This window comes from Eoetvoesiella caeni, assembly GCF_003315175.1.
Taxonomy (GTDB): Bacteria; Pseudomonadota; Gammaproteobacteria; order Burkholderiales; family Burkholderiaceae_B; genus Eoetvoesia; species Eoetvoesia caeni.
Genome location: NZ_QNRQ01000004.1, coordinates 1 through 17,497, shown reverse-complemented (window position 1 = coordinate 17,497; position 17,497 = coordinate 1). Strand labels below are relative to the sequence as shown.

At 58.7% G+C, this 17,497-nt stretch carries 19 protein-coding genes and 1 other RNA gene; 7 read left to right on the top strand and 13 right to left on the bottom strand.

Annotated features, from left to right (window positions below; all coding sequences use genetic code 11):
* Positions 1–3: 3 nt before the first annotated feature.
* The 9 genes from DFR37_RS08900 to DFR37_RS08860 all read right to left on the bottom strand — a co-directional run bounded on the left by DFR37_RS08900 (position 4) and on the right by DFR37_RS08860 (position 8,370).
* Positions 4–1,053, bottom strand: a complete 1,050-nt coding sequence (locus tag DFR37_RS08900) for a FecCD family ABC transporter permease (protein ID WP_113932905.1) — start codon at positions 1,051–1,053, stop codon at positions 4–6.
* Positions 1,053–1,742: a tol-pal system protein YbgF gene (gene ybgF / locus DFR37_RS08895; protein WP_113932904.1), complete on the bottom strand. Its 690-nt coding sequence runs from the start codon at positions 1,740–1,742 to the stop codon at positions 1,053–1,055. Before ybgF ends, DFR37_RS08900 begins: the two co-directional genes overlap by 1 nt.
* Before the next feature lie 75 nt (positions 1,743–1,817).
* Complete coding sequence (gene pal / locus DFR37_RS08890) at positions 1,818–2,309, bottom strand: peptidoglycan-associated lipoprotein Pal (RefSeq protein WP_113932903.1); 492 nt, start codon at positions 2,307–2,309, stop codon at positions 1,818–1,820.
* A 34-nt stretch (positions 2,310–2,343) separates the two neighbouring features.
* Entirely contained in the window at positions 2,344–3,585 is a 1,242-nt protein-coding gene (gene tolB / locus DFR37_RS08885; RefSeq protein WP_113933188.1) for a Tol-Pal system beta propeller repeat protein TolB, read from the bottom strand.
* 204 nt (positions 3,586–3,789) lie between these two features.
* A complete protein-coding gene (tolA, locus tag DFR37_RS08880; RefSeq protein ID WP_113932902.1) occupies positions 3,790–4,950 on the bottom strand; it encodes a cell envelope integrity protein TolA in 1,161 nt (386 codons plus the stop codon).
* A 38-nt stretch (positions 4,951–4,988) separates the two neighbouring features.
* Positions 4,989–5,444, bottom strand: coding sequence for a protein TolR (gene tolR, locus DFR37_RS08875; protein WP_113932901.1), 456 nt, complete (start codon positions 5,442–5,444; stop codon positions 4,989–4,991).
* Positions 5,444–6,118, bottom strand: coding sequence for a protein TolQ (gene tolQ / locus DFR37_RS08870; RefSeq protein ID WP_113932900.1), 675 nt, complete (start codon positions 6,116–6,118; stop codon positions 5,444–5,446). Before tolQ ends, tolR begins: the two co-directional genes overlap by 1 nt.
* Before the next feature lie 2 nt (positions 6,119–6,120).
* Positions 6,121–6,546: a tol-pal system-associated acyl-CoA thioesterase gene (gene ybgC / locus DFR37_RS08865; protein WP_113932899.1), complete on the bottom strand. Its 426-nt coding sequence runs from the start codon at positions 6,544–6,546 to the stop codon at positions 6,121–6,123.
* 87 nt (positions 6,547–6,633) lie between these two features.
* Complete coding sequence (locus tag DFR37_RS08860) at positions 6,634–8,370, bottom strand: proline--tRNA ligase (protein WP_113932898.1); 1,737 nt, start codon at positions 8,368–8,370, stop codon at positions 6,634–6,636.
* A gap of 66 nt (positions 8,371–8,436) precedes the next feature.
* Here DFR37_RS08860 and DFR37_RS08855 point away from each other — a divergent pair, with 66 nt between their 5' ends.
* The gene (locus DFR37_RS08855; protein WP_113932897.1) at positions 8,437–8,988 is read left to right on the top strand and encodes an RNA pyrophosphohydrolase; all 552 of its coding nucleotides are present in this window, start codon (positions 8,437–8,439) and stop codon (positions 8,986–8,988) included.
* 75 nt (positions 8,989–9,063) lie between these two features.
* Here DFR37_RS08855 and DFR37_RS08850 read toward each other — a convergent pair whose 3' ends face one another.
* The 3 genes from DFR37_RS08850 to DFR37_RS08840 form a co-directional block, all read right to left on the bottom strand.
* Positions 9,064–9,969 carry an NAD(P)-dependent oxidoreductase gene (locus tag DFR37_RS08850; protein ID WP_113932896.1) on the bottom strand — a complete coding sequence of 302 codons (906 nt, stop codon included), beginning with the start codon at positions 9,967–9,969 and terminating at the stop codon, positions 9,064–9,066.
* Positions 9,970–10,103: 134 nt separating this feature from the next.
* A complete protein-coding gene (locus tag DFR37_RS08845) occupies positions 10,104–11,609 on the bottom strand; it encodes a tripartite tricarboxylate transporter permease (protein WP_113932895.1) in 1,506 nt (501 codons plus the stop codon).
* 13 nt (positions 11,610–11,622) lie between these two features.
* Positions 11,623–12,084 (bottom strand): tripartite tricarboxylate transporter TctB family protein, encoded by a 462-nt coding sequence (locus tag DFR37_RS08840; RefSeq protein ID WP_113932894.1) that lies wholly within the window; start codon positions 12,082–12,084, stop codon positions 11,623–11,625.
* 204 nt (positions 12,085–12,288) lie between these two features.
* Between DFR37_RS08840 and DFR37_RS08835 the strand changes: the two genes are divergently transcribed.
* The 4 genes from DFR37_RS08835 (at position 12,289) to DFR37_RS08820 (ending at position 14,355) form a co-directional block, all read left to right on the top strand.
* Positions 12,289–12,726, top strand: coding sequence for a hypothetical protein (locus DFR37_RS08835; protein ID WP_113932893.1), 438 nt, complete (start codon positions 12,289–12,291; stop codon positions 12,724–12,726).
* A gap of 3 nt (positions 12,727–12,729) precedes the next feature.
* Positions 12,730–13,041, top strand: coding sequence for a cell division protein ZapA (locus tag DFR37_RS08830; RefSeq protein WP_113932892.1), 312 nt, complete (start codon positions 12,730–12,732; stop codon positions 13,039–13,041).
* Positions 13,042–13,123: 82 nt separating this feature from the next.
* Positions 13,124–13,308, top strand: a non-coding RNA gene (gene ssrS, locus DFR37_RS08825) — 6S RNA.
* Between the two features lie 303 nt (positions 13,309–13,611).
* A complete protein-coding gene (locus tag DFR37_RS08820; RefSeq protein WP_113932891.1) occupies positions 13,612–14,355 on the top strand; it encodes an SIMPL domain-containing protein in 744 nt (247 codons plus the stop codon).
* Here DFR37_RS08820 and lgt read toward each other — a convergent pair.
* Positions 14,309–15,103: a prolipoprotein diacylglyceryl transferase gene (lgt, locus tag DFR37_RS08815; protein WP_113932890.1), complete on the bottom strand. Its 795-nt coding sequence runs from the start codon at positions 15,101–15,103 to the stop codon at positions 14,309–14,311. The genes DFR37_RS08820 and lgt overlap by 47 nt on opposite strands.
* 321 nt (positions 15,104–15,424) lie before the next feature.
* Between lgt and DFR37_RS08810 the strand changes: the two genes are divergently transcribed.
* Positions 15,425–15,739: a c-type cytochrome gene (locus tag DFR37_RS08810; RefSeq protein WP_113933187.1), complete on the top strand. Its 315-nt coding sequence runs from the start codon at positions 15,425–15,427 to the stop codon at positions 15,737–15,739.
* A 77-nt stretch (positions 15,740–15,816) separates the two neighbouring features.
* A complete protein-coding gene (gene msrA / locus DFR37_RS08805) occupies positions 15,817–16,359 on the top strand; it encodes a peptide-methionine (S)-S-oxide reductase MsrA (RefSeq protein WP_113932889.1) in 543 nt (180 codons plus the stop codon).
* Positions 16,360–17,497 lie beyond the last annotated feature (1,138 nt).

Below are 17,497 nucleotides of genomic sequence, written 5' to 3'. Positions count from 1 at the left end.
GATTTATTGCACGGCTTGCCGGCGCATGACGGCAAACAGGAAAAAAGGTATGCCAACCAGCGTCGTCACAATGCCCACGGGAATGACCGCGTCTGAGCTGAGCAGCTTGGAAGCGACGGATGAAGCAATAAGTATGACGCTACCCACCAGCGCGCTGGCAGGCAGATACCAGCGATGGTCCTCGCCCCAAATGCCCCTGGCTATGTGGGGCGAGACCAGGCCGATAAAGCCGATGACGCCGACCAGCGAAACCGCCAGCGAAGTCAGGATGCTGATACGCAGCAGGGCGGTGCGGCGCACATGGCGCGTGTCTACCCCGAAGCTGACGGCCCGTTCTTCGCCAAAGCGCAGCGCTGTCAATTGCCAGGCGCTGCGCATCGAGAATGGCGTGACAATCAGCAGCGCTGCGAGCATGGCGGCCACGCTGGGCCAGTCCGAACGGGCCAGGCTGCCCATCATCCAGAAAACCAGGTCTTGCAGTGAAGCGGCGCTGGCGACGAATTGAATCAGCGAGAGCAGGGCGTTGAAGGTAAAAACCAGGGCGATGCCGAACAGCACGATTCCCGCGGTGCCAAGCCGCGCCTTGCGCGCGACGATATCAAGCAGCCAGGCGCAGGCCAGTGCAAAGACAAAGGCATTGGCGGCCAGCGCGTAGGCATCCGGCGCCCATGGCAGATGTACGCCCAGTACCAGGGCCAGGGCGGCTCCGAGGGCAGCGGCCGAGGAAATTCCCAAGGTGAAAGGACTGGCCAAAGGATTGTCCAGCACGGTTTGCATTTCTGCGCCGGCAAGGCCCAGCGCGGCGCCTACTGCCAGGGCCATAATGGCTTGGGGCAGGCGGATCTCCCATAAGATCAGCCCCAGCGCCGCGTCGCCCGCGCCAGTGGCGCCAAGAGCCCGGCGCAAGGCCTGCGGCCCCACGCCGGCCGGCCCGGTAAATGTGTCCAGAAGCAGCAGAGCCAGCGCAATGCCGCACAGGATAAGCAGCCCGGCGTTTTTGCGCCGCAAGAGGCGCCGATAGCCGTGGCTGGCGTCTGTTGCGGCGTCGGACATTATTGCAGCAATTTCAAGCGGCTCTTGGCGGTTTCAGCGGCCGAAGTGCTGGGGTAGTCTTTGACGATTTTCTGCAAGCTGGCCTTGGCGCCGGCCATGTTGTTCAGCTCTATCTGGCTGGCGGCCACGATCAGCAGGGCGTCGGGCGCGCGCGCATCGGTAGGGCTGGCTTGAATCATGGCTTGCAGGTTCTGGATGGCGCCTTTGTAGTCTTTGCTGGCGTACTGGCTGCTGCCCTGGTAGAACTTGGCTTCGGTGGCCAATTGGCTGCTGGGGTAGTTGCTTAGGAATGTGGCAAAGCCGGCCGCGGCTTCTTTGTATTTGCCGCTGCGGAACAGGCCCATGGGGTTATTGAACGATGCCTGCTCTTGCGGGTTGCCGACCTGGGGAGTATTGCCGCCGGACTGGTCTTCGCTGGACCGCTTGTTGACATCCAGTTCCCAGCGGATGCGTTCAAGCTGGCCGCGCATGTCGGTCAGTTCGTGCTGCATGGTTTCCATCTGGTCGGCCAGTTGCAGGCGTGCGCTTTGGTTCTGATCGGTAATTTGCTTGATCTGCTGGCGCAGCTCTAGGATCGCCCGGCGGGCATCGTCGTCGGCAAAGGCGTGCGCCGGGGCGCAGGCGATGGCCGCGATGGAAAAAGAAGTAGCCAGCAGGACAGTGCGCAAAGATAGTGAAGAGACGCTCATTTTGGTTTCCGTTCAGATAAAAAAACGCCGCGACGGGAAAGCCGCCACGGCGTTGCTGCGACTAACTGTTAGATATTAACGTTGATAAACGATATCTGCACGACGGTTTTCAGCGTAGTCGGCTTCTGTGTTGCCAAGCGCCTTCGGACGCTCTTTACCGAAACTGACGGCTTCGATCTGGTCGGCGTGTACGCCAAGCAAGGTCATCATGCGCGAAACGGCGTCGGAGCGGCGCTGGCCTAGGGCAAGGTTGTATTCCGAACTACCACGGGCGTCAGCATTGCCTTCGATGCGAATTTTTTGCTGAGCATGGCCGGTAAGGTAGGAGGAGTGCATTTCAACTAGGCTGCGGTATTGGTCCGGAACAACGTAGCTATTGAACTCGAAGTAGACCGAACGCTGTTGGGCAAGCGGGCTTTGAGGGTTGAAAGGGTCCATGATTTGCCCAGAGTTGGCGCCTTCGGAACCGGAGCCGCTAGCGGTCTGGTCGAGGGGCACAGAGCTACATGCTGCCAACGTGGCAGCCAATGCAGCAATACTTAGGCTTTTTGCAATGCGCGAGCTCATTTAAGTTCCTTTGAGAAAAGAGTCACACTAAAAATTAATTGGAAAATGGTCCCCAGGTGGGTTCGCGTACTTTTCCGTCGAGGGCCGAAAGGGTTTGGCGCACCCTTCCGTCGACCGAGACTACTGCTAAAACACTGCGACCACCTTGTACAGAACTATAAAGGATTTGCATGCCGTTTGGCGCAAAACTTGGCGACTGATCGTCGGGGCCGGCAGTCAATAATTGCTCTCCGCCAGTGCTCATGTTTTGCAGTGCGACACGGTATGCGCCATCCCTACGTGTAACGTACGCCAGGTTCTTGGCATCTGGCGAGATGGCTGGTGAAACATTGTAACTGCCGTTGAAGGTCACACGCTGCGCATCGCCGCTGCCCAAGGCAACCCGGTAGATCTGCGGCGCACCGCCGCGGTCGCTGGTAAAAACAAGCGATCCGCCGTCGGGTGTGTAGTGCGGTTCGGTATCGATAAGCGGCGAACGCATGACGCGGCGCAGGCCGGATCCGTCGGCATTGATGGTGTAGATCTGGGAGATGCTATCGCGCGAAAGCACAATGGCAAGCTGCTGTCCGTTTGGCGACCAGGCCGGGGCGCTATTGTTGCCCTTGAAGTTGGCGATAGGAAAGCGCTGGCCCGATGCGAGGGTTTGCAGATAGACCACCGGCTTGTTGGCCTCGAAGCTGACATAAGCCAATTTTTTACCGTCGGGCGACCAGGAGGGCGAAATTATCGAGTGCTTCGACCGCAGCATGACTTGTGGATTTTGCCCGTCCGCGTCTGCAATTTGTAACTCATATGTGTTGCCCTTCTGCAACACGTAGGCGATGCGGGTCGAGAACACGCCGCGGACGCCGGTGATTTTTTCGTAAATGCGATCGGCGATCTGGTGAGCAATGCGGCGCAGTTCTTTTTCGGCACCATTGAAAGCTACGCCGTCCAGTTGAACCTTGCGTACGGAGTCGCCCAGGCGGTAACTGATGGTGTATTGGCCATTGGCCTGGCTGATCGAGCCATAGGCCAGATAGTCGGCGCCGCGAGTACGCCAATCGTCGTAAGAAACCGGGGTTTCGGCGGTGAGGCTGGCGCCGGTGGCATTGACCAGGCGAAACTGCCCCGAGCGGGTCAGGTCGGCGCGGATGATTTCAGCCACGTACTGGCCTTGGGGGTCACCGGAAAAACCGGCAATGGCTATCGGATATTGGGTGGCGCCTACGCCCGACATGTCGACGCGCAACTGGGCCTGGGCTTGCGAGACAACGAAAAACGTTGCCAGCAGCATAAACAACCCGAATAGCCTGGTTCGCCACGAGCCGGCCGAGGCGGTTTTCGCGAAAGTGCCAGCGGTGAAGAGCTCCGGCCTGGGGGCTGGAATCTCTCCGTCACGATTCGGAGACGCCTTTGGCGTCGTATTGATATTGCCTCGCTTGGCTTCGCCGTAAACAGCGAAGCTTGCGCTTTGACGCGTGGTCATATCGGTAATCTCCTATTGTGCATACATTTGGTAGTTACCTTCGATGGACGAAGGATACTTGCCGTTAGGCGGTTTCGGGAATGGGTTGCACGCCTTGATGCCGGCTTCTACTGCCCGGTCGAACCCGGCAATTCCGGAAGAACGCTGGATCTCGACTTTCGTGACGTAGTGCTGGACGGGATCCAGTGTAGCTCTGTATTGTACTGTGGGGTTAGGGCCGTTACGGGGCGGAATTGGGTAAACGACCTTGGGTTCGACGCACGCGCGTACCTGTGCGGCATAGCCGCCATCGCCGCCTCCGCCGCCTTTCTGGTTGCGGTCGGCCGTGCCGCCGGCAATGCCCGCGGCGCCCAGGGCGTCGCCGCGCATGGCGGCGCGAATTGCGTCGCGCTTGGCATTCGCGGCTTTTTCCGCAGCCGCCTTGGCTGCGGCTTCTTTGGCCTTTTTATCGGCGGCCGCTTTGGCCGCGGCTTCCTTGGCGGCTTCCTCTTTGGCTTTTTGCTCGGCAGCCTTCTTGGCCGCCTCTTCTTTGGCCTTCTGGTCGGCGGCTTTCTTGGCTGCTTCTTCTTTCGCTTTCTGCTCCGCGGCTTTTTCAGCGGCCTTCTTGGCGGCTTCGTCCTTGGCTTTCTTTTCAGCCTTGGCCTCGGCTTCGGCCTTGGCTGCGGCTTCTTTAGCCTGCTTTTCAGCCAGGGCTTTTTCCGCGGCCTTTTTCTCGGCTTGGGCTTTCTCGGCCGCGAGACGCTCGGCCTGTTCCTGTTTCTCGCGCTCTTTGCGTGCTTTCTCCAGGACGATCTCGGGATCGACCTGGGGCTCAGGTTCGGGCTGGGGCGGAGCGACGGCGGGCGGCGCGGCCTTGGGCGGAGGTGTGGGCTCCGGTTCCGGTTTGGGTTCGGGCTCTGGCTCCGGTTCAGGCTTGGGTGGCGTCACCTGCGGTTTGACGGGCGTCTCGGGCTGTTCTTCCGGTTCGGCCGCTGAAGTAAGCGTGCCTTCGGCCCATAGCTCTATTTGAACGGGTTCGGGGCTTTTGGGCGGGCTGGCGAGAAAGCCGAACAACATAAGCAATAGAACCAGCGCGTGGGCGCTGGCGGCAAAGATCAGCCCGCGGCGCTCATCCTGCTGCTCGGGCGTTCTGGCGAGGGGGGCGGCTTTTTGCCTGGTCTGGGAATGCTTCATGAGTAGCTGGCGGGTATCCTGTGGCGAGCTCGGATGGATTATTTTTTCTTGCTTGTCTCGGGAGCGCTGGACTTTTGGTCGACAAGCAGGCCCAGGCGCGTAATGCCGCTGCTGCGCAATTGGTCCATCACCTTGAGCACTTCTTCGTAGGGAACCCGGCCGTCCGCGGCAATGACTACCGGCGTGTCCGCCGTCAGGCGCGATTGGATTTCACTGACCAGGTTCCGGCTGTCTATCTTCTGGAACTCGGACCCGGCCGAGCGCATGCGTACAGAAATCGATTTGTCTTCTTCGATCTGGACTTCGATGGGCGTTGCCGGTACTTCGGCCGCCTGGCCCACCGACGGCAGTTGAATCAACCCGGGGGTGATCATCGGTGCCGTGACCATGAAGATAACCAGCAGAACCAGCATGACGTCGATATAGGGAACGACGTTGATGTCGTTCATGGGGCGGCGGCTTCGGCGCCCGTTTGAGCCGCGATTCGAAGGCATTAGCGTACCTGACGTTGCAAGATATTAAGGAACTCGTCGATGAAGCTGTCGAAGCGGATGGACAGCCGTTCTATCTGGCCTGTGTAGCGGTTATAGGCAATGACCGCGGGGATGGCGGCGAACAGGCCGATAGCCGTGGCGATAAGCGCTTCGGCAATGCCGGGGGCAACCGCCGCCAGCGTGGCTTGCTGCATGGTCGAAAGGCCCAGGAAGGCGTGCATGATGCCCCAGACGGTGCCAAGCAGGCCGATGTAGGGGCTGACCGAACCGGCCGAAGCCAGAAAGTTCAAGTGGGATTCCAGGCCGTCCAGTTCGCGCTGGTATGTGGCGCGCATGGCGCGGCGGGGGCCGTCAAGCACGGTGTCGCCGGAACCATTGGCGCGGCGTGCCTTGATGAATTCGGTCATGCCCGAGTCGAATATCCGGGCCAGGGCGCCGTGTTCGTCGCGCCGGGTGGCCACCGATTGCTGCAGCATTGAAAGGTCGCCGCCGGCCCAGAAGTCGTCCTCGAAGCGGCGTGTTTGTTCGTTGGCGCGTCTAAGGGCGGCGCGCTTGCTGAAGATATAAGTCCACGATAGAACGGAGATGCCCAGCAAAATAAGCATCACGAGTTGTACCGGGATACTGGCATGTACCAATAAGGAGAGCAACGAAATGTCGCTGGAAGCTTGCATGATTAGTTTTGAACCTTTTCCAGGAGAGTTCTAAGTTCTTGGGGCAATGCGGCGGGTCGGAAGGTTTCCGTATCGACGCAACATATTTGGATAGTGCTTTCGCATAGCAGTTCCCCGCCAAGCTGGGCCGACTGCTGGAAATCGATGGAGGCGCGGCCCAGGCGCGTAATGCTGCTGCGCACCGTGACCAAATCGTCGAGCCGTGCCGGCTTGCGATAACGGATATCGGCTTCTTTGACCACGAACATGCGGTGCTCGCGCCGGGCCAGCTCGGACTGGTTGACGCCAAGCCGGCGCAGCCATTCGGTGCGGCCTCGTTCAAAGAACTTCAGGTAGTTAGCGTAAAAGACGACCCCAGCGGTATCGGTGTCTTCGTAATATACGCGAATATCCAGCGTGGAAAGCGACTCGGGTGTTTCAGGTGACATGGCATTCGTTAGTCGGTGTGACGAACCCGGCAACATCGAAGCCGGGCGTCGGGCACATGATAAACCTTTCGGGCGTCATTGGGTGCGTCAGCGCAACGATTGTAGTTGCTCCAGCGCATGCGACAGGGCTTGTTCAACCGGGATGTTGGCCGATTCCCCGGCGCGGCGCTGCTGGAATTCGATCATGCCTTCTTTCAGGCCGCGGTCGCCCACGGTGATGCGCAGCGGTACCCCGATAAGTTCCCAGTCGGCGAACATGACGCCCGGACGCGTGTCGCGGTCGTCCAGCATGACGTCCACGCCTTGCTCCTGCAGCTGGCGGTACAGGCTTTCGGCCGCGTTGCGAACTGTTTCACTTTTATAAAAGCCCATTGGGCATATGACCGCCTGGAAGGGAGCGATGGCTTTGGGCCAGATAATGCCTTTGTCGTCGTGGTTTTGTTCGATGGCGGCGGCGGCAATGCGGCTGATGCCGATGCCGTAGCAGCCCATCTGCATCAGGGCCGGCTTGCCGTCGGTTTCCAGAAATGTGGCTTGCAGGGCTTTTGAATATTTGTCGCCCAGGAAAAAGACATGGCCCACCTCGATGCCGCGCTGGATGGCCAACTGGCCGCCCTGGGGGTCGGGGTCGCCCGCAACCACGTTGCGCAAGTCGGCTACCTGGGGCTCGGGCAGATCGCGGCCCCAGTTCACCCCCGTGTAGTGAAAGCCTTCGGTGTTGGCGCCGCAGATAAAGTCGCTCATGTTGGCGACGGTGGTGTCGGCGATGATGACAATAGGCTCCAGCGGGGCTATGGGGCCCAGGTAACCGGGCACGCAGCCGAAGCCGCGCATAATTTCGTCGTCGGTAGCAAAGCGATACCCCTGGTCCAGCCCGCGCAGCTTGCCGACCTTGACTTCGTTGAGTTCGTGGTCGCCGCGCAACAGCAGCAGCCACAGAGCCGCCTGGCCGCCTTCTTCGGCTGGTTCGGTGGCCAGCACAATGGACTTGACGGTGTCGGCAAGAGGGCGCTGCAAGAGTTCAGCCACGGCTTCGCATTTTTGCGCGTCGGGCGTGGGGGTTTTGACCAGCGGCTCGGCAGGGGCGCCGCGCTGAGCGATAAGGCAGGGCGCTTGCGCCAGTTCGATGTTGGCGGCGTACTGTGAGTCGGGGTTATAGACGATAAGGTCTTCGCCGGTGTCGGCAATGACCTGGAATTCGTGGCTGCGCGACCCGCCGATCGAGCCGGTGTCGGCCGCGACGGCGCGGAACTCCAGGCCCAGGCGCTGGAAAATATTCATATAGGCCGCGAACATGGCGTCGTAGCTGGCCTGTGCGGCTTCCTCGTTGCGGTCGAACGAGTAGGCGTCCTTCATGGTGAATTCGCGCCCGCGCATCAGGCCGAAGCGCGGCCGGCGTTCGTCGCGGAACTTGGTCTGGATGTGATAGAAATTCACAGGAAGCTGGCGCCAGCTATGGATTTCGTTGCGTGCGATATCGGTGATGACCTCTTCTGAGGTGGGCTGCAGGACGAAGTCGCGCTGGTGGCGGTCCTTGATGCGCAGCAGCTCGGCGCCGTATTGTTCCCAGCGACCCGATTCCACCCAGAGCTCGGCCGGCTGGACGACCGGCATCAGCAGTTCGATGGCGCCGGCGCTATTCATTTCCTGGCGTACGATGTTTTCGATCTTGCGCAGTACTTTCAAGCCCAGGGGCATGTACGTGTAGATTCCGCCGGCCGCCTTGCGGATCATTCCTGCCCGCGTCATGAGCTGGTGGCTGGCAACTTCGGCTTCGGCGGGAGCTTCTTTGAGGGTATTAATGTGATACTTGGATGCACGCATGGTAGGGTTCTCGACAGATACGTATAATTGGCTGTAATTGTATTAAATTCGTTATAGAGGTGGCCCATGTTAGATCGCGAAGGCTACCGTCCTAATGTAGGCATTATCCTTGTAAACCAGAAAAACGAGGTTTTTTGGGGTAAGCGCATTCGAGAACATGCCTGGCAGTTCCCGCAAGGTGGCATTAAATACGGCGAAAGCCCGACTCAAGCCATGTATCGCGAGCTGCACGAAGAGGTCGGCCTGCTGCCCGAGCATGTTCGCATATTGGGACGTACGCGCGAATGGTTGCGTTACAACGTGCCGAACGATTTCATTCGGCGCGATTCGCGTGGTCTGTACAAAGGACAAAAACAAATCTGGTTCCTGTTGCGCATGGTCGGCCGCGACTCCGACGTATGCTTGCGGGCAACCCGCCATCCCGAATTCGACGCCTGGCGTTGGAATCATTATTGGGTCCCGCTGGACGCGGTCATCGAGTTCAAGCGCGAAGTCTACACCCTGGCCTTGAATGAGTTGGCCAGCGTGCTGTTCAAGCGCAGCCAGGACAGCCGTTATTTGCGCCAGCGTTCGCAGGGCCGCAACAGCCTGCCCGACAACACGGTTCAGCGGGATTAGCCGCCGCAGCACCGGTGTGCTGGCTGCCGCTGCGTCGCCGGGACCATTGGCGTGGTCCCGGCCGGCACGTGCCCGTCAGTCGATCAGGCGGGTGATCAGGCTGGAGGTATCCCACCGGTTGCCGCCCTTGTCCTGAACGTCGCCGTAAAACTGATCGACCAGCGCCGTTACCGGCAGACGCGCGCCATTGCGCCTGGCCTCTTCCAGGACCAGGCCCAGGTCCTTGCGCATCCAGTCCACGGCAAAGCCGAAGTCGAACTTGCCCTGCGCCATGGTGACGCCCCGGTTGTCCATTTGCCAGCTTTGCGCGGCCCCCTTGCCAATCACCTTGAGTACTTGCTCCATATCCAGGCCGGCGTTGCGGCCAAAGGCGATGGCTTCGGCCAGCCCTTGCAGCATTCCCGCGATGCAGGTCTGGTTGACCATTTTGCACAACTGGCCGGCGCCCGGCTCGCCAAGCAGAGTGACGGCCTGCGCATAGGCGCCCGCGACGGGTTCCATGGCGGCAAAAGCGGCCTGCTGGCCGCCGCACATGACGGTCAGGTTGCCGTTGATGGCGCCGTTCGAGCCGCCCGAGACCGGGGCGTCGACGAAATCTACTTTCAGCTCTTTGGCGGCCGCATAGAGTTCGCGCGCCACCTGAGCGGAAGCGGTGGTGTGGTCGACGAATAATGTGCCGGGCTTCATGCCGGCCAACGCGCCATGTTCGCCCAGGACGACGCTGCGCAAATCGTTGTCATTGCCCACGCAACTGAATACGATGTCTGCGTCTTGCGCGGCCTCGCGCGGGGTGGCGGCCGACTTTCCGTCAAACTCCTTGACCCAGGCTTCGGCCTTGGCGGCAGTGCGGTTGTAAACGGCGACGCGGTGGCCCGCCTTGCCAAGATGTCCGGCCATTGGGTAGCCCATGACGCCCAAGCCCAGAAAAGCAACATTCAATGGGGCAGTGGGCAAGTAGTTTTTTTGGGCGATGGACGACATGAAGCTTCTCCGGCGGGCAAGGGTAAATGTTGAAGATATAAGATTACCCGATTTGGCCTGCCGGAATGGGCGCTGCTGGATGCTGCCGGAAAACCCCGCCAGAAGCCAGGCGGCCGCGGCGGGGTTGGCTGGCTTCAGCTTTCTTCGATGAAGGTCTCTTCGCGCCGTTTCTTGATGGACGGCAGCGCGACAAGCACGATAAGGCCTACCGCAACCAGTAAAAGGGCCAAGGACAGGGGGCGAGTGACAAACGTGGTGTAGTCGCCCCGCGCCAGCAATAGGGCGCGCCGGAAATTTTCTTCCATCATCGGGCCCAGAACCAGGCCCAGCAGCAGTGGTGCCCCTTCGCATTTAAGCTTGGCCCAGACATAGCCGACCAGGCCGAACGCGGCCGTAACCCAGATGTCGAAAACGTTGTAGTTCAGCGAATAGACGCCGATAGAGCAAAACACCAGGATGGCCGGAAAGAGAATGTGATAGGGCACTTTAAGGAGCTTGATCCATAGCCCCACCAGCGGCAGGTTCAATACCACCAGCATCAGGTTGCCTATCCACATGGATGCGATCAGGCCCCAGAACAGTTCCGGGTGGCTGGTCATGACTTGCGGGCCGGGCTGGATATTGTGGATGGTCAAGGCGCCGATCATGAGGGCCGTTACCGCATTGCCGGGAATGCCCAGCGTAAGCAGCGGGATGAAAGACGTTTGCGCGGCGGCGTTATTGGCTGATTCAGGGCCGGCCAGGCCCGCCGGATGTCCTTTGCCGAAACGCTCGGGAGTGCGCGATAGTTTCTTTTCCAGGGTATACGAGGCAAATGACGAAAGCACCGCGCCGCCGCCGGGCAAAATTCCCAAGGCCGACCCCAGCGCCGTTCCGCGCACGCAGGCGGGCCAGGCCTCGGAGAACTCCTGCTTGTTGGGATACAAAGAGCCTACTTTGTCGTTGACCTCGACGCGCTGCTCTTTGAGTTCCAGGTTGGTCATGATCTCGGCAAAGCCGAAGACGCCCATGGCGACGACGGCAAAGTCGATGCCGTCCTGCAGTTCGGGAATGCCGAAATCAAAGCGGGCAACCCCGGAGTTCACGTCGGTTCCGACCATGCCCAGCAGCAAGCCCAGGAGGATCATGCCGATGGCCTTGGGCAGCGAACCCGAGGCCAGCACCACCGCACCAATAAGCCCCAGCACCATTAGCGAAAAATACTCCGCCGAGCCGAACTTGAAGGCCACTTCGGCCAGCGGCGGCGCAAAGCCGGCCAGCAGGACGGTAGCAACACAACCGGCAAAGAAGGAACCCAGTGCGGCAATCGCCAGCGCCGAGCCGGCGCGCCCGTTGCGCGCCATCTGGTGGCCGTCGAGCACCGTGACGACTGCCGAAGTCTCGCCCGGTAACGCCACCAGGATTGCGGTGGTCGACCCGCCGTATTGGGCTCCGTAGTAAATTCCCGCCAGCATGATAAGGCCGGCGACGGGCGGCAGGACATAGGTAATGGGCAACAGCATGGCGATGGTCGGCACGGGGCCTATGCCGGGCAGTACGCCGATGAGCGTGCCCAGCAGGCAGCCCAGCAGGCAGTAGATCAGGTTTTGAAACGTGAAGGCGACGGAGAAGCCCAATGCCAGGTGGTCGAGTAGTTCCATGGTCGGGTTCTTTTTAGTTGCTAAGGAAGCTGGGCCACAAAGGGAAGATCAGGCCCAGCCCTTTGATAAAGGCAAGCCAGACGAAGACGCTTAAGCAGACGCCGGTGGCGACGGCGGTTTTCAGGCTGAAAACATGGCTGGCGACGCTGCTTAAAACAACTAAAATAAACACACTGATGTAAATGCCCAGGATATTCAGCAAAGCCCCGGCCAGTGCAACCGAGCCAATCACGATGGTGACGATTTTCCAGTCGAATTTTTCAAGCGCGGTTTTTTCGGCCTTGACGGAAAATGCCGATATCGCAATGCCAGCGCCCAGCAGGCTCATGCATATGCCCAGCCAGAAAGGAAAATACCCCGGCCCCATGCGTTCTGCTGTGCCCATCGAATACTGGGTGGCGCCAACGGCTGCGCCGACCCCTATACACATGAACATGACTCCAGACCAGAAATCCTGTTTGTTTTTTAATTGCATGATCTCGACGTCTCCATACAGGGTTGGGCAGTTGGTGAGAAATGGTACTGGAGCCGCGGTGGCCCGAGTACCCATACTTTCCCGAGGTAATCCAGGGATTACTCCTTAGTGCCGCGAATTTCAGTTATGCTTGCACTCCTCTGATTCAAATTGAAGCGCCTCTTCTCTTCCCATGTGGACGAGGGATGGTTTACGATAACGCCCATGTTGCAAGATCTCGATACCCTCGCCGCCCGCATCGGGCAATTGGTGCAGTTGGTTCGCCAGCTTCAGGCGGAACGCACTGCCATGCAGTCGCAGCTTGTCCGTATGGAACAAGAGCGCAATGCCTTGCGCGACCTGCAGGCGCGCCAGCAAGCCGAGCACGCGGCCGCCACTCAGCGCCTTGCCGAACACAGCAGCGAAGTCGACACTGTGCGCGCGCAAGCCGACGCGTCGCTTGAAGCTTTGCGCGCCCAGGCCGAGTCGGCACAACTGGAATTGCGCCTTGAAGTCTCGCGCTACCGGGCCGATTACGAAAAGGCCGAGCAAAGCCTGCAAACCAGCGCGACCGAGTCTGCCCGTCTGCGCGCCGTTGCGGTTGCCGCCAAAGAGCGTCTCGATGCCTTGCTAGAGCGCCTGCCCGGCGCGCCACAGGAGTAACGCATGGAACGCGTCGATGTATCTATATTGGGGCGGGACTATTCGCTTGCCTGCTCCCCATCCGAGAAAGAAGCCCTGCTTGCCGCGGTGCGGCTTGTCGACCAGCGCATGCTGGGCGTGAAGGGCTCTGGTAAAATTGCCAGCAACGAACGCATTGCAGTAATGGCCGCCATACAAATCGCCGCCGAACTGCTTACCATGCGTGCGCCCGACGGGCCATTAAGCAACAACGCGGTGGGCGATTTCAAGCGACGCATCGACGACATGAATGGTATGATCAATGAAGTAGTTGCAGCGTCCGGCGTTGCTAAATAAGGACCTCGGATCTTTTGTAAATAAACATGTAGTAGTCTCAATTTCGGTTGCGTCGATTTTAAGGTCGGCGTAGCCTAACAGTTAGTCCCTGCCGTGTTCGTGACACGACCATACATTCCTTGAACCAATGCTTATGGCATGCAGGTTGCCGGATTGACAAACAGGCGTGAACACCTTTATTTGGTGATCCCAGCGTTTGACTGAAGGCGACCAACCTTGAACCCTCGGTTCCAGGATGCCGGTCTAGACGGCACAGGTGGGGCATTTTCTGAAAAGCTCGCTCTTTATGGCGGGCTTTTCTTTTTTGCCGCCGGGCCGCCCCAAGGCAAAAAGCGGCCCCCTCGGGGGGCAGCAAGCCGCGGTAGCGGCGCAGCGTGGGGGTATTGATTTGGCCGCCGGGCCGCCCCAAGGCAAAAGCGGCCCCCTCGGGGGGCAGCAAGCCGCGGTAGCGGCGCAGCGTGGGGGTATTGATTTGGCCGCCGGGCCGCCCCAAGGCAAAAAGCGGCCCCCTCGGGGGGCAGCAAGCCGCGGTAGCGGCGCAGCGTGGGGGCACTTTTTTAGGAGAAGCGAATGTATCTTTTTCAAGCGAATCGTAAATGGCTGTCTAGTATTGCCGCATTGGCGTTGGCAGCAGCGTTCAGCGTGCCGGTGCAGGCCGCAACTGATGCCGAAGCGCCTATCGTCAAAGAATCCAAGTGGCCGCAAGCTACGCTCAACGCAGAAGCTTCGGCCACCGTGGCGCAAGACACGGTCAAGATTACGCTTGCGACTGAATTGACCGATGCATCGCAGACCAAGGTCACGGCAGCCTTGGGCAAAACCTTAAGCAGCGTTATGGAACAAGCGAAGGCCGACCCCAAGGTCAAGGCGCGCAACGGCAGCTATAACTTATATCCATTCACCGACAAGAGCGGCAAGATTACGTCGTGGCGCGGGCGTGGTGAAATCATTCTCGAGTCCACCGACTTCGACGCGGCATCTCAGCTGGCCAACAAGTTAAGCGACCGCATGCCGATCGCGGGCTTGGCATTTTCAGTGTCCGCCGATGCCCGGGCCAAGGCCGAGCAGGCGCTGTTGTCCGAAGCGGTCAAGGCTTTCCAGGTGCGGGCGCAAGCTTTGACGGACGCCTTTGACTTTGCTTCGTATGCCGTGCGTAGTGTCGAACTGGGCGGTTCGGGCGCCCAGCCTTATCAGCCCGCGCCGCGCATGATGGCCATGGCTGCCGATAAAGCCGCGGCAGTGCCGCTTGAAGGCGGCACTGAGCGAATTACGCTATCGGTGCATGGTTCGATTTTCTTGCACGGAAAAAAATAATCGCGCCAATAATGATCATGGGCAGCGAAAGCAGCTGTCCCATCGAAAGCCCCCCCGTAAGCAGTCCAAGAAAGGCGTCGGGGGCGCGCGTAAATTCAACCAGAAACCTGAATATTCCATAGCCCATCAGGAATACGGCACTTACTTGCCCTAATGGCCGCGGCTTGCGGGCGAACCACCACAAGATCGCAAACAGCGCCAGGCCTTCAAGGCCCATTTCGTATAGCTGCGAAGGATGGCGCGCAATGCCGTCGCCGGTTTGCGGGAAAACCATGCCCCAAGGCAAGGTAGTGGGACGGCCCCACAATTCGCCATTGATGAAATTGCCCAGCCGCCCGGCTGCCAGGCCCAACGGAATCAGCGGAGCGATGAAGTCTCCGATCTCCAGCAGATGACGTTTTTTCTTGCGGGCAAACAGCAACAGCACCAATACGACCCCGATAAGGCCGCCATGGAAGGACATGCCGCCTTGCCATAGATAAAACACTTCTATCGGGTGGGCCAGGTATTGCGAAGGCTGGTAGAAAATCACGTAGCCCAGCCGCCCGCCGATGACCACGCCAAGCACACAATAAAAAATAAGATCCTCAAGATCTTGAAAGCTCAGGTCGGACAGACCCTGCTTGATGCGCCATCGACCCAATACCCAGACCAGGGCAAAGCCGATCAGGTACATCAAGCCGTACCAATGAACGGCGACAGGGCCGATTTGTATGGCTATGGGATCAAATTGAGGGTATTGAAGCATGAGAGAGTCTGTTGTGGTTTGTTGATGTGTACGCGGGCTATCTTAATGGTTTCTTGCCAAGTGATGAAGCTTAATGCAAACCGGCCGGCTTCCGTAGCCTAATAAACAAGTGGCGGTGGGGCCATCGGCAAGGCAGCCATATTCAAGGGCAGTTGGACGATAATACCGGTATGGTATTAAATATGTGCCGATGGTCGATGGGCCTTGCCGGCATGGCTTTAAACATCTTATATGAGTGAAATTATTTTGTTATCCGTATTCAATTCCGTGCCGGGGCGCTTCGGCCGATGGCTTCTTGTGCCGTCGGCGTTCATTTTGTCGATGGCCATGTTTGGCGCGTCGCCCGCAAATGCTCAGGCTATAGGCCTGGGTCTTGCGCAGGCCAATAGTTGTGTGGCCTGTCATACGATAGAGAAAAAGCGTGTGGGTCCCGCCTTCAAGGCCATTGCCGACCGTTTTGCCGGCAAGCCGGGAGCGCAGGACTATCTTGCACAAAGCATCCGCAGCGGCGGCGGCAATCGCTGGGGCGCTGTGCCCATGCCCGCCCAGCCGCAGGTCACCGAAGAAGAGGCTCAGGCACTGGCTGCCTGGATTTTGTCTTTGGCGGATAATGAGTCCAAGCCGTCCAGCCCTTAGCCGCGCCAGAAGTACAGAAGTACAGCAGGATAAAGGGCGCAGCGCCGCGGCGGGCGCAAAATATTTGGGAGTCAGGTATGGATACGAATGCAAAAACCGACAGCATAATTTTGGGCGGCGGCTGTTTCTGGTGCACGGAATCGGTTTTCCTTGCGGTGCCGGGCGTATTGGACGTAATGCCGGGCTACTGCGGCGGTCATGTCGATAACCCAAGCTATGAACAGGTTTGCAGCGAAAACACCGGCCACGTAGAGGTAGTGCGCGTCACTTACGACCCCGGCATTATCGGCCTGGAGGCCTTGCTGCAAATATTCTTCGCAACGCACGATCCAACCACGCTGAATCGGCAGGGCGGCGATGCGGGACCGCAGTACGCTTCGGTCGTCTTTTATGAAAACGAACAGCAAAAGGCAGTGGCGCGCCAGGTCACGGCTGAAGTCCAAGAGCTGCTGGGTCGCGCGGTGGTGACGCGCATAGAGGAGGCCGGGCATTTCTGGCCGGCGGAAGACTACCATCGCAATTATTACGCCAAGCATCCCTCGCAAGGCTACTGCCAAATGGTGATCTCGCCAAAAATGGCCAAGTTCCGCCACCAGTTTGCTTCGTTGCTGCAGGGTTAGCTGTTGGGTCTTGTTAATGGCGGCTTGAGTTCGACTAGTTTTGATCGAGTCGCAGGGGCCTTCGGGATGCCGAGGTTGGTCATGCCCTCCACCATTGTCCGGGCGTTCACAAAACACATGCGAACGAAAGCCAGCAATACCTACGGGGCCGCCGCTTGTATCTTGGTGGGCTTTTGGATTTTTGAGCGATGGGGCGCCGCGCCGGCCCTTAAGGGGACGGGAAGTCTGTGTCGATGGATCCAAGCTGCCTTACGCTGTTCTACATAAGGGTAAGGTTCAAGGGTTTTATGCCAAAGGCTCGCATCGAGACTATCTCTATATAAGAGACCATTTATTGAGGTCGTTATAAGAGGTCTCTATATAAGTGGTCTCCATAAAGGGCGGCCAGACCGCTTTGGCGAAGGGCTTTTGCATCTTCAAGAACGATATCTGCTTCGGTCCGCTAAAAATGCTACGTTTTATGCTCGGTTTAATGGGGGCGATGTAGGTCGTTTTTTAGCCAATTCATCCCGATTTTCCCGTTGTCACACTGATTTCATGGAAGCGTCGAATTATTTTCATATTTCGGTCAAAATAATTTCCTGATTTGGGTCAAGGGCTTAGGCTAAAAGTGGTCAAATGCTAGCCAACTTCGCGGGGTTTTTGGGCTGCGTTGAGTTGCACGGGTGAAAAAGGCTTGCTATAGTTACGTTCTTTCGCAGCACACACATCAGGGTTTTCCCGGATGGCGGCGAAAGACGCAGAAACCGGTTGCCGGGATTGCGAATAGGGCCTGAAGCAGTTTTTGCTCGGTCCGGTTCACAAGCACAGCAGCCAGGATCGTGCGGCGGTTCGGGTCAAGTTACCCGGGCGGGATTGGAAGTAGTTTTAGGCTGAGAGGCCAAACGAAAGAACCCCACCCTGACTTGACAAACGAAAAGAACTGCTTCATAATCTCGTTTCTCTGCTGGTGACACAGCAAGCTTCCAAGAGAAGCGGTTGGGTCAGCAGGCAAGAATTTAGTAAGGCTGTACGCAGCCGGTAGTATCGATGTAAAGCGTTATTGTTTTATGTCATTGCTCTTTAACAACGAAACAACCGATAAGTGTGGGCGCTTGGAATGCGTGAAGCCACCCTTCTCACGAAGGGGTGCTAAATA

Coding starts and splice junctions, on each gene's coding strand:
- DFR37_RS08900 (WP_113932905.1), bottom strand. CDS start 1,053: ATGTCCGACGCCGCAACAGACGCCAGCCACGGCTATCGGCGCCTCTTG.
- ybgF (WP_113932904.1), bottom strand. CDS start 1,742: ATGAGCGTCTCTTCACTATCTTTGCGCACTGTCCTGCTGGCTACTTCT.
- pal (WP_113932903.1), bottom strand. CDS start 2,309: ATGAGCTCGCGCATTGCAAAAAGCCTAAGTATTGCTGCATTGGCTGCC.
- tolB (WP_113933188.1), bottom strand. CDS start 3,585: ATGCTGCTGGCAACGTTTTTCGTTGTCTCGCAAGCCCAGGCCCAGTTG.
- tolA (WP_113932902.1), bottom strand. CDS start 4,950: ATGAAGCATTCCCAGACCAGGCAAAAAGCCGCCCCCCTCGCCAGAACG.
- tolR (WP_113932901.1), bottom strand. CDS start 5,444: ATGCCTTCGAATCGCGGCTCAAACGGGCGCCGAAGCCGCCGCCCCATG.
- tolQ (WP_113932900.1), bottom strand. CDS start 6,118: ATGCAAGCTTCCAGCGACATTTCGTTGCTCTCCTTATTGGTACATGCC.
- ybgC (WP_113932899.1), bottom strand. CDS start 6,546: ATGTCACCTGAAACACCCGAGTCGCTTTCCACGCTGGATATTCGCGTA.
- DFR37_RS08860 (WP_113932898.1), bottom strand. CDS start 8,370: ATGCGTGCATCCAAGTATCACATTAATACCCTCAAAGAAGCTCCCGCC.
- DFR37_RS08855 (WP_113932897.1), top strand. CDS start 8,437: ATGTTAGATCGCGAAGGCTACCGTCCTAATGTAGGCATTATCCTTGTA.
- DFR37_RS08850 (WP_113932896.1), bottom strand. CDS start 9,969: ATGTCGTCCATCGCCCAAAAAAACTACTTGCCCACTGCCCCATTGAAT.
- DFR37_RS08845 (WP_113932895.1), bottom strand. CDS start 11,609: ATGGAACTACTCGACCACCTGGCATTGGGCTTCTCCGTCGCCTTCACG.
- DFR37_RS08840 (WP_113932894.1), bottom strand. CDS start 12,084: ATGCAATTAAAAAACAAACAGGATTTCTGGTCTGGAGTCATGTTCATG.
- DFR37_RS08835 (WP_113932893.1), top strand. CDS start 12,289: ATGTTGCAAGATCTCGATACCCTCGCCGCCCGCATCGGGCAATTGGTG.
- DFR37_RS08830 (WP_113932892.1), top strand. CDS start 12,730: ATGGAACGCGTCGATGTATCTATATTGGGGCGGGACTATTCGCTTGCC.
- DFR37_RS08820 (WP_113932891.1), top strand. CDS start 13,612: ATGTATCTTTTTCAAGCGAATCGTAAATGGCTGTCTAGTATTGCCGCA.
- lgt (WP_113932890.1), bottom strand. CDS start 15,103: ATGCTTCAATACCCTCAATTTGATCCCATAGCCATACAAATCGGCCCT.
- DFR37_RS08810 (WP_113933187.1), top strand. CDS start 15,425: ATGGCCATGTTTGGCGCGTCGCCCGCAAATGCTCAGGCTATAGGCCTG.
- msrA (WP_113932889.1), top strand. CDS start 15,817: ATGGATACGAATGCAAAAACCGACAGCATAATTTTGGGCGGCGGCTGT.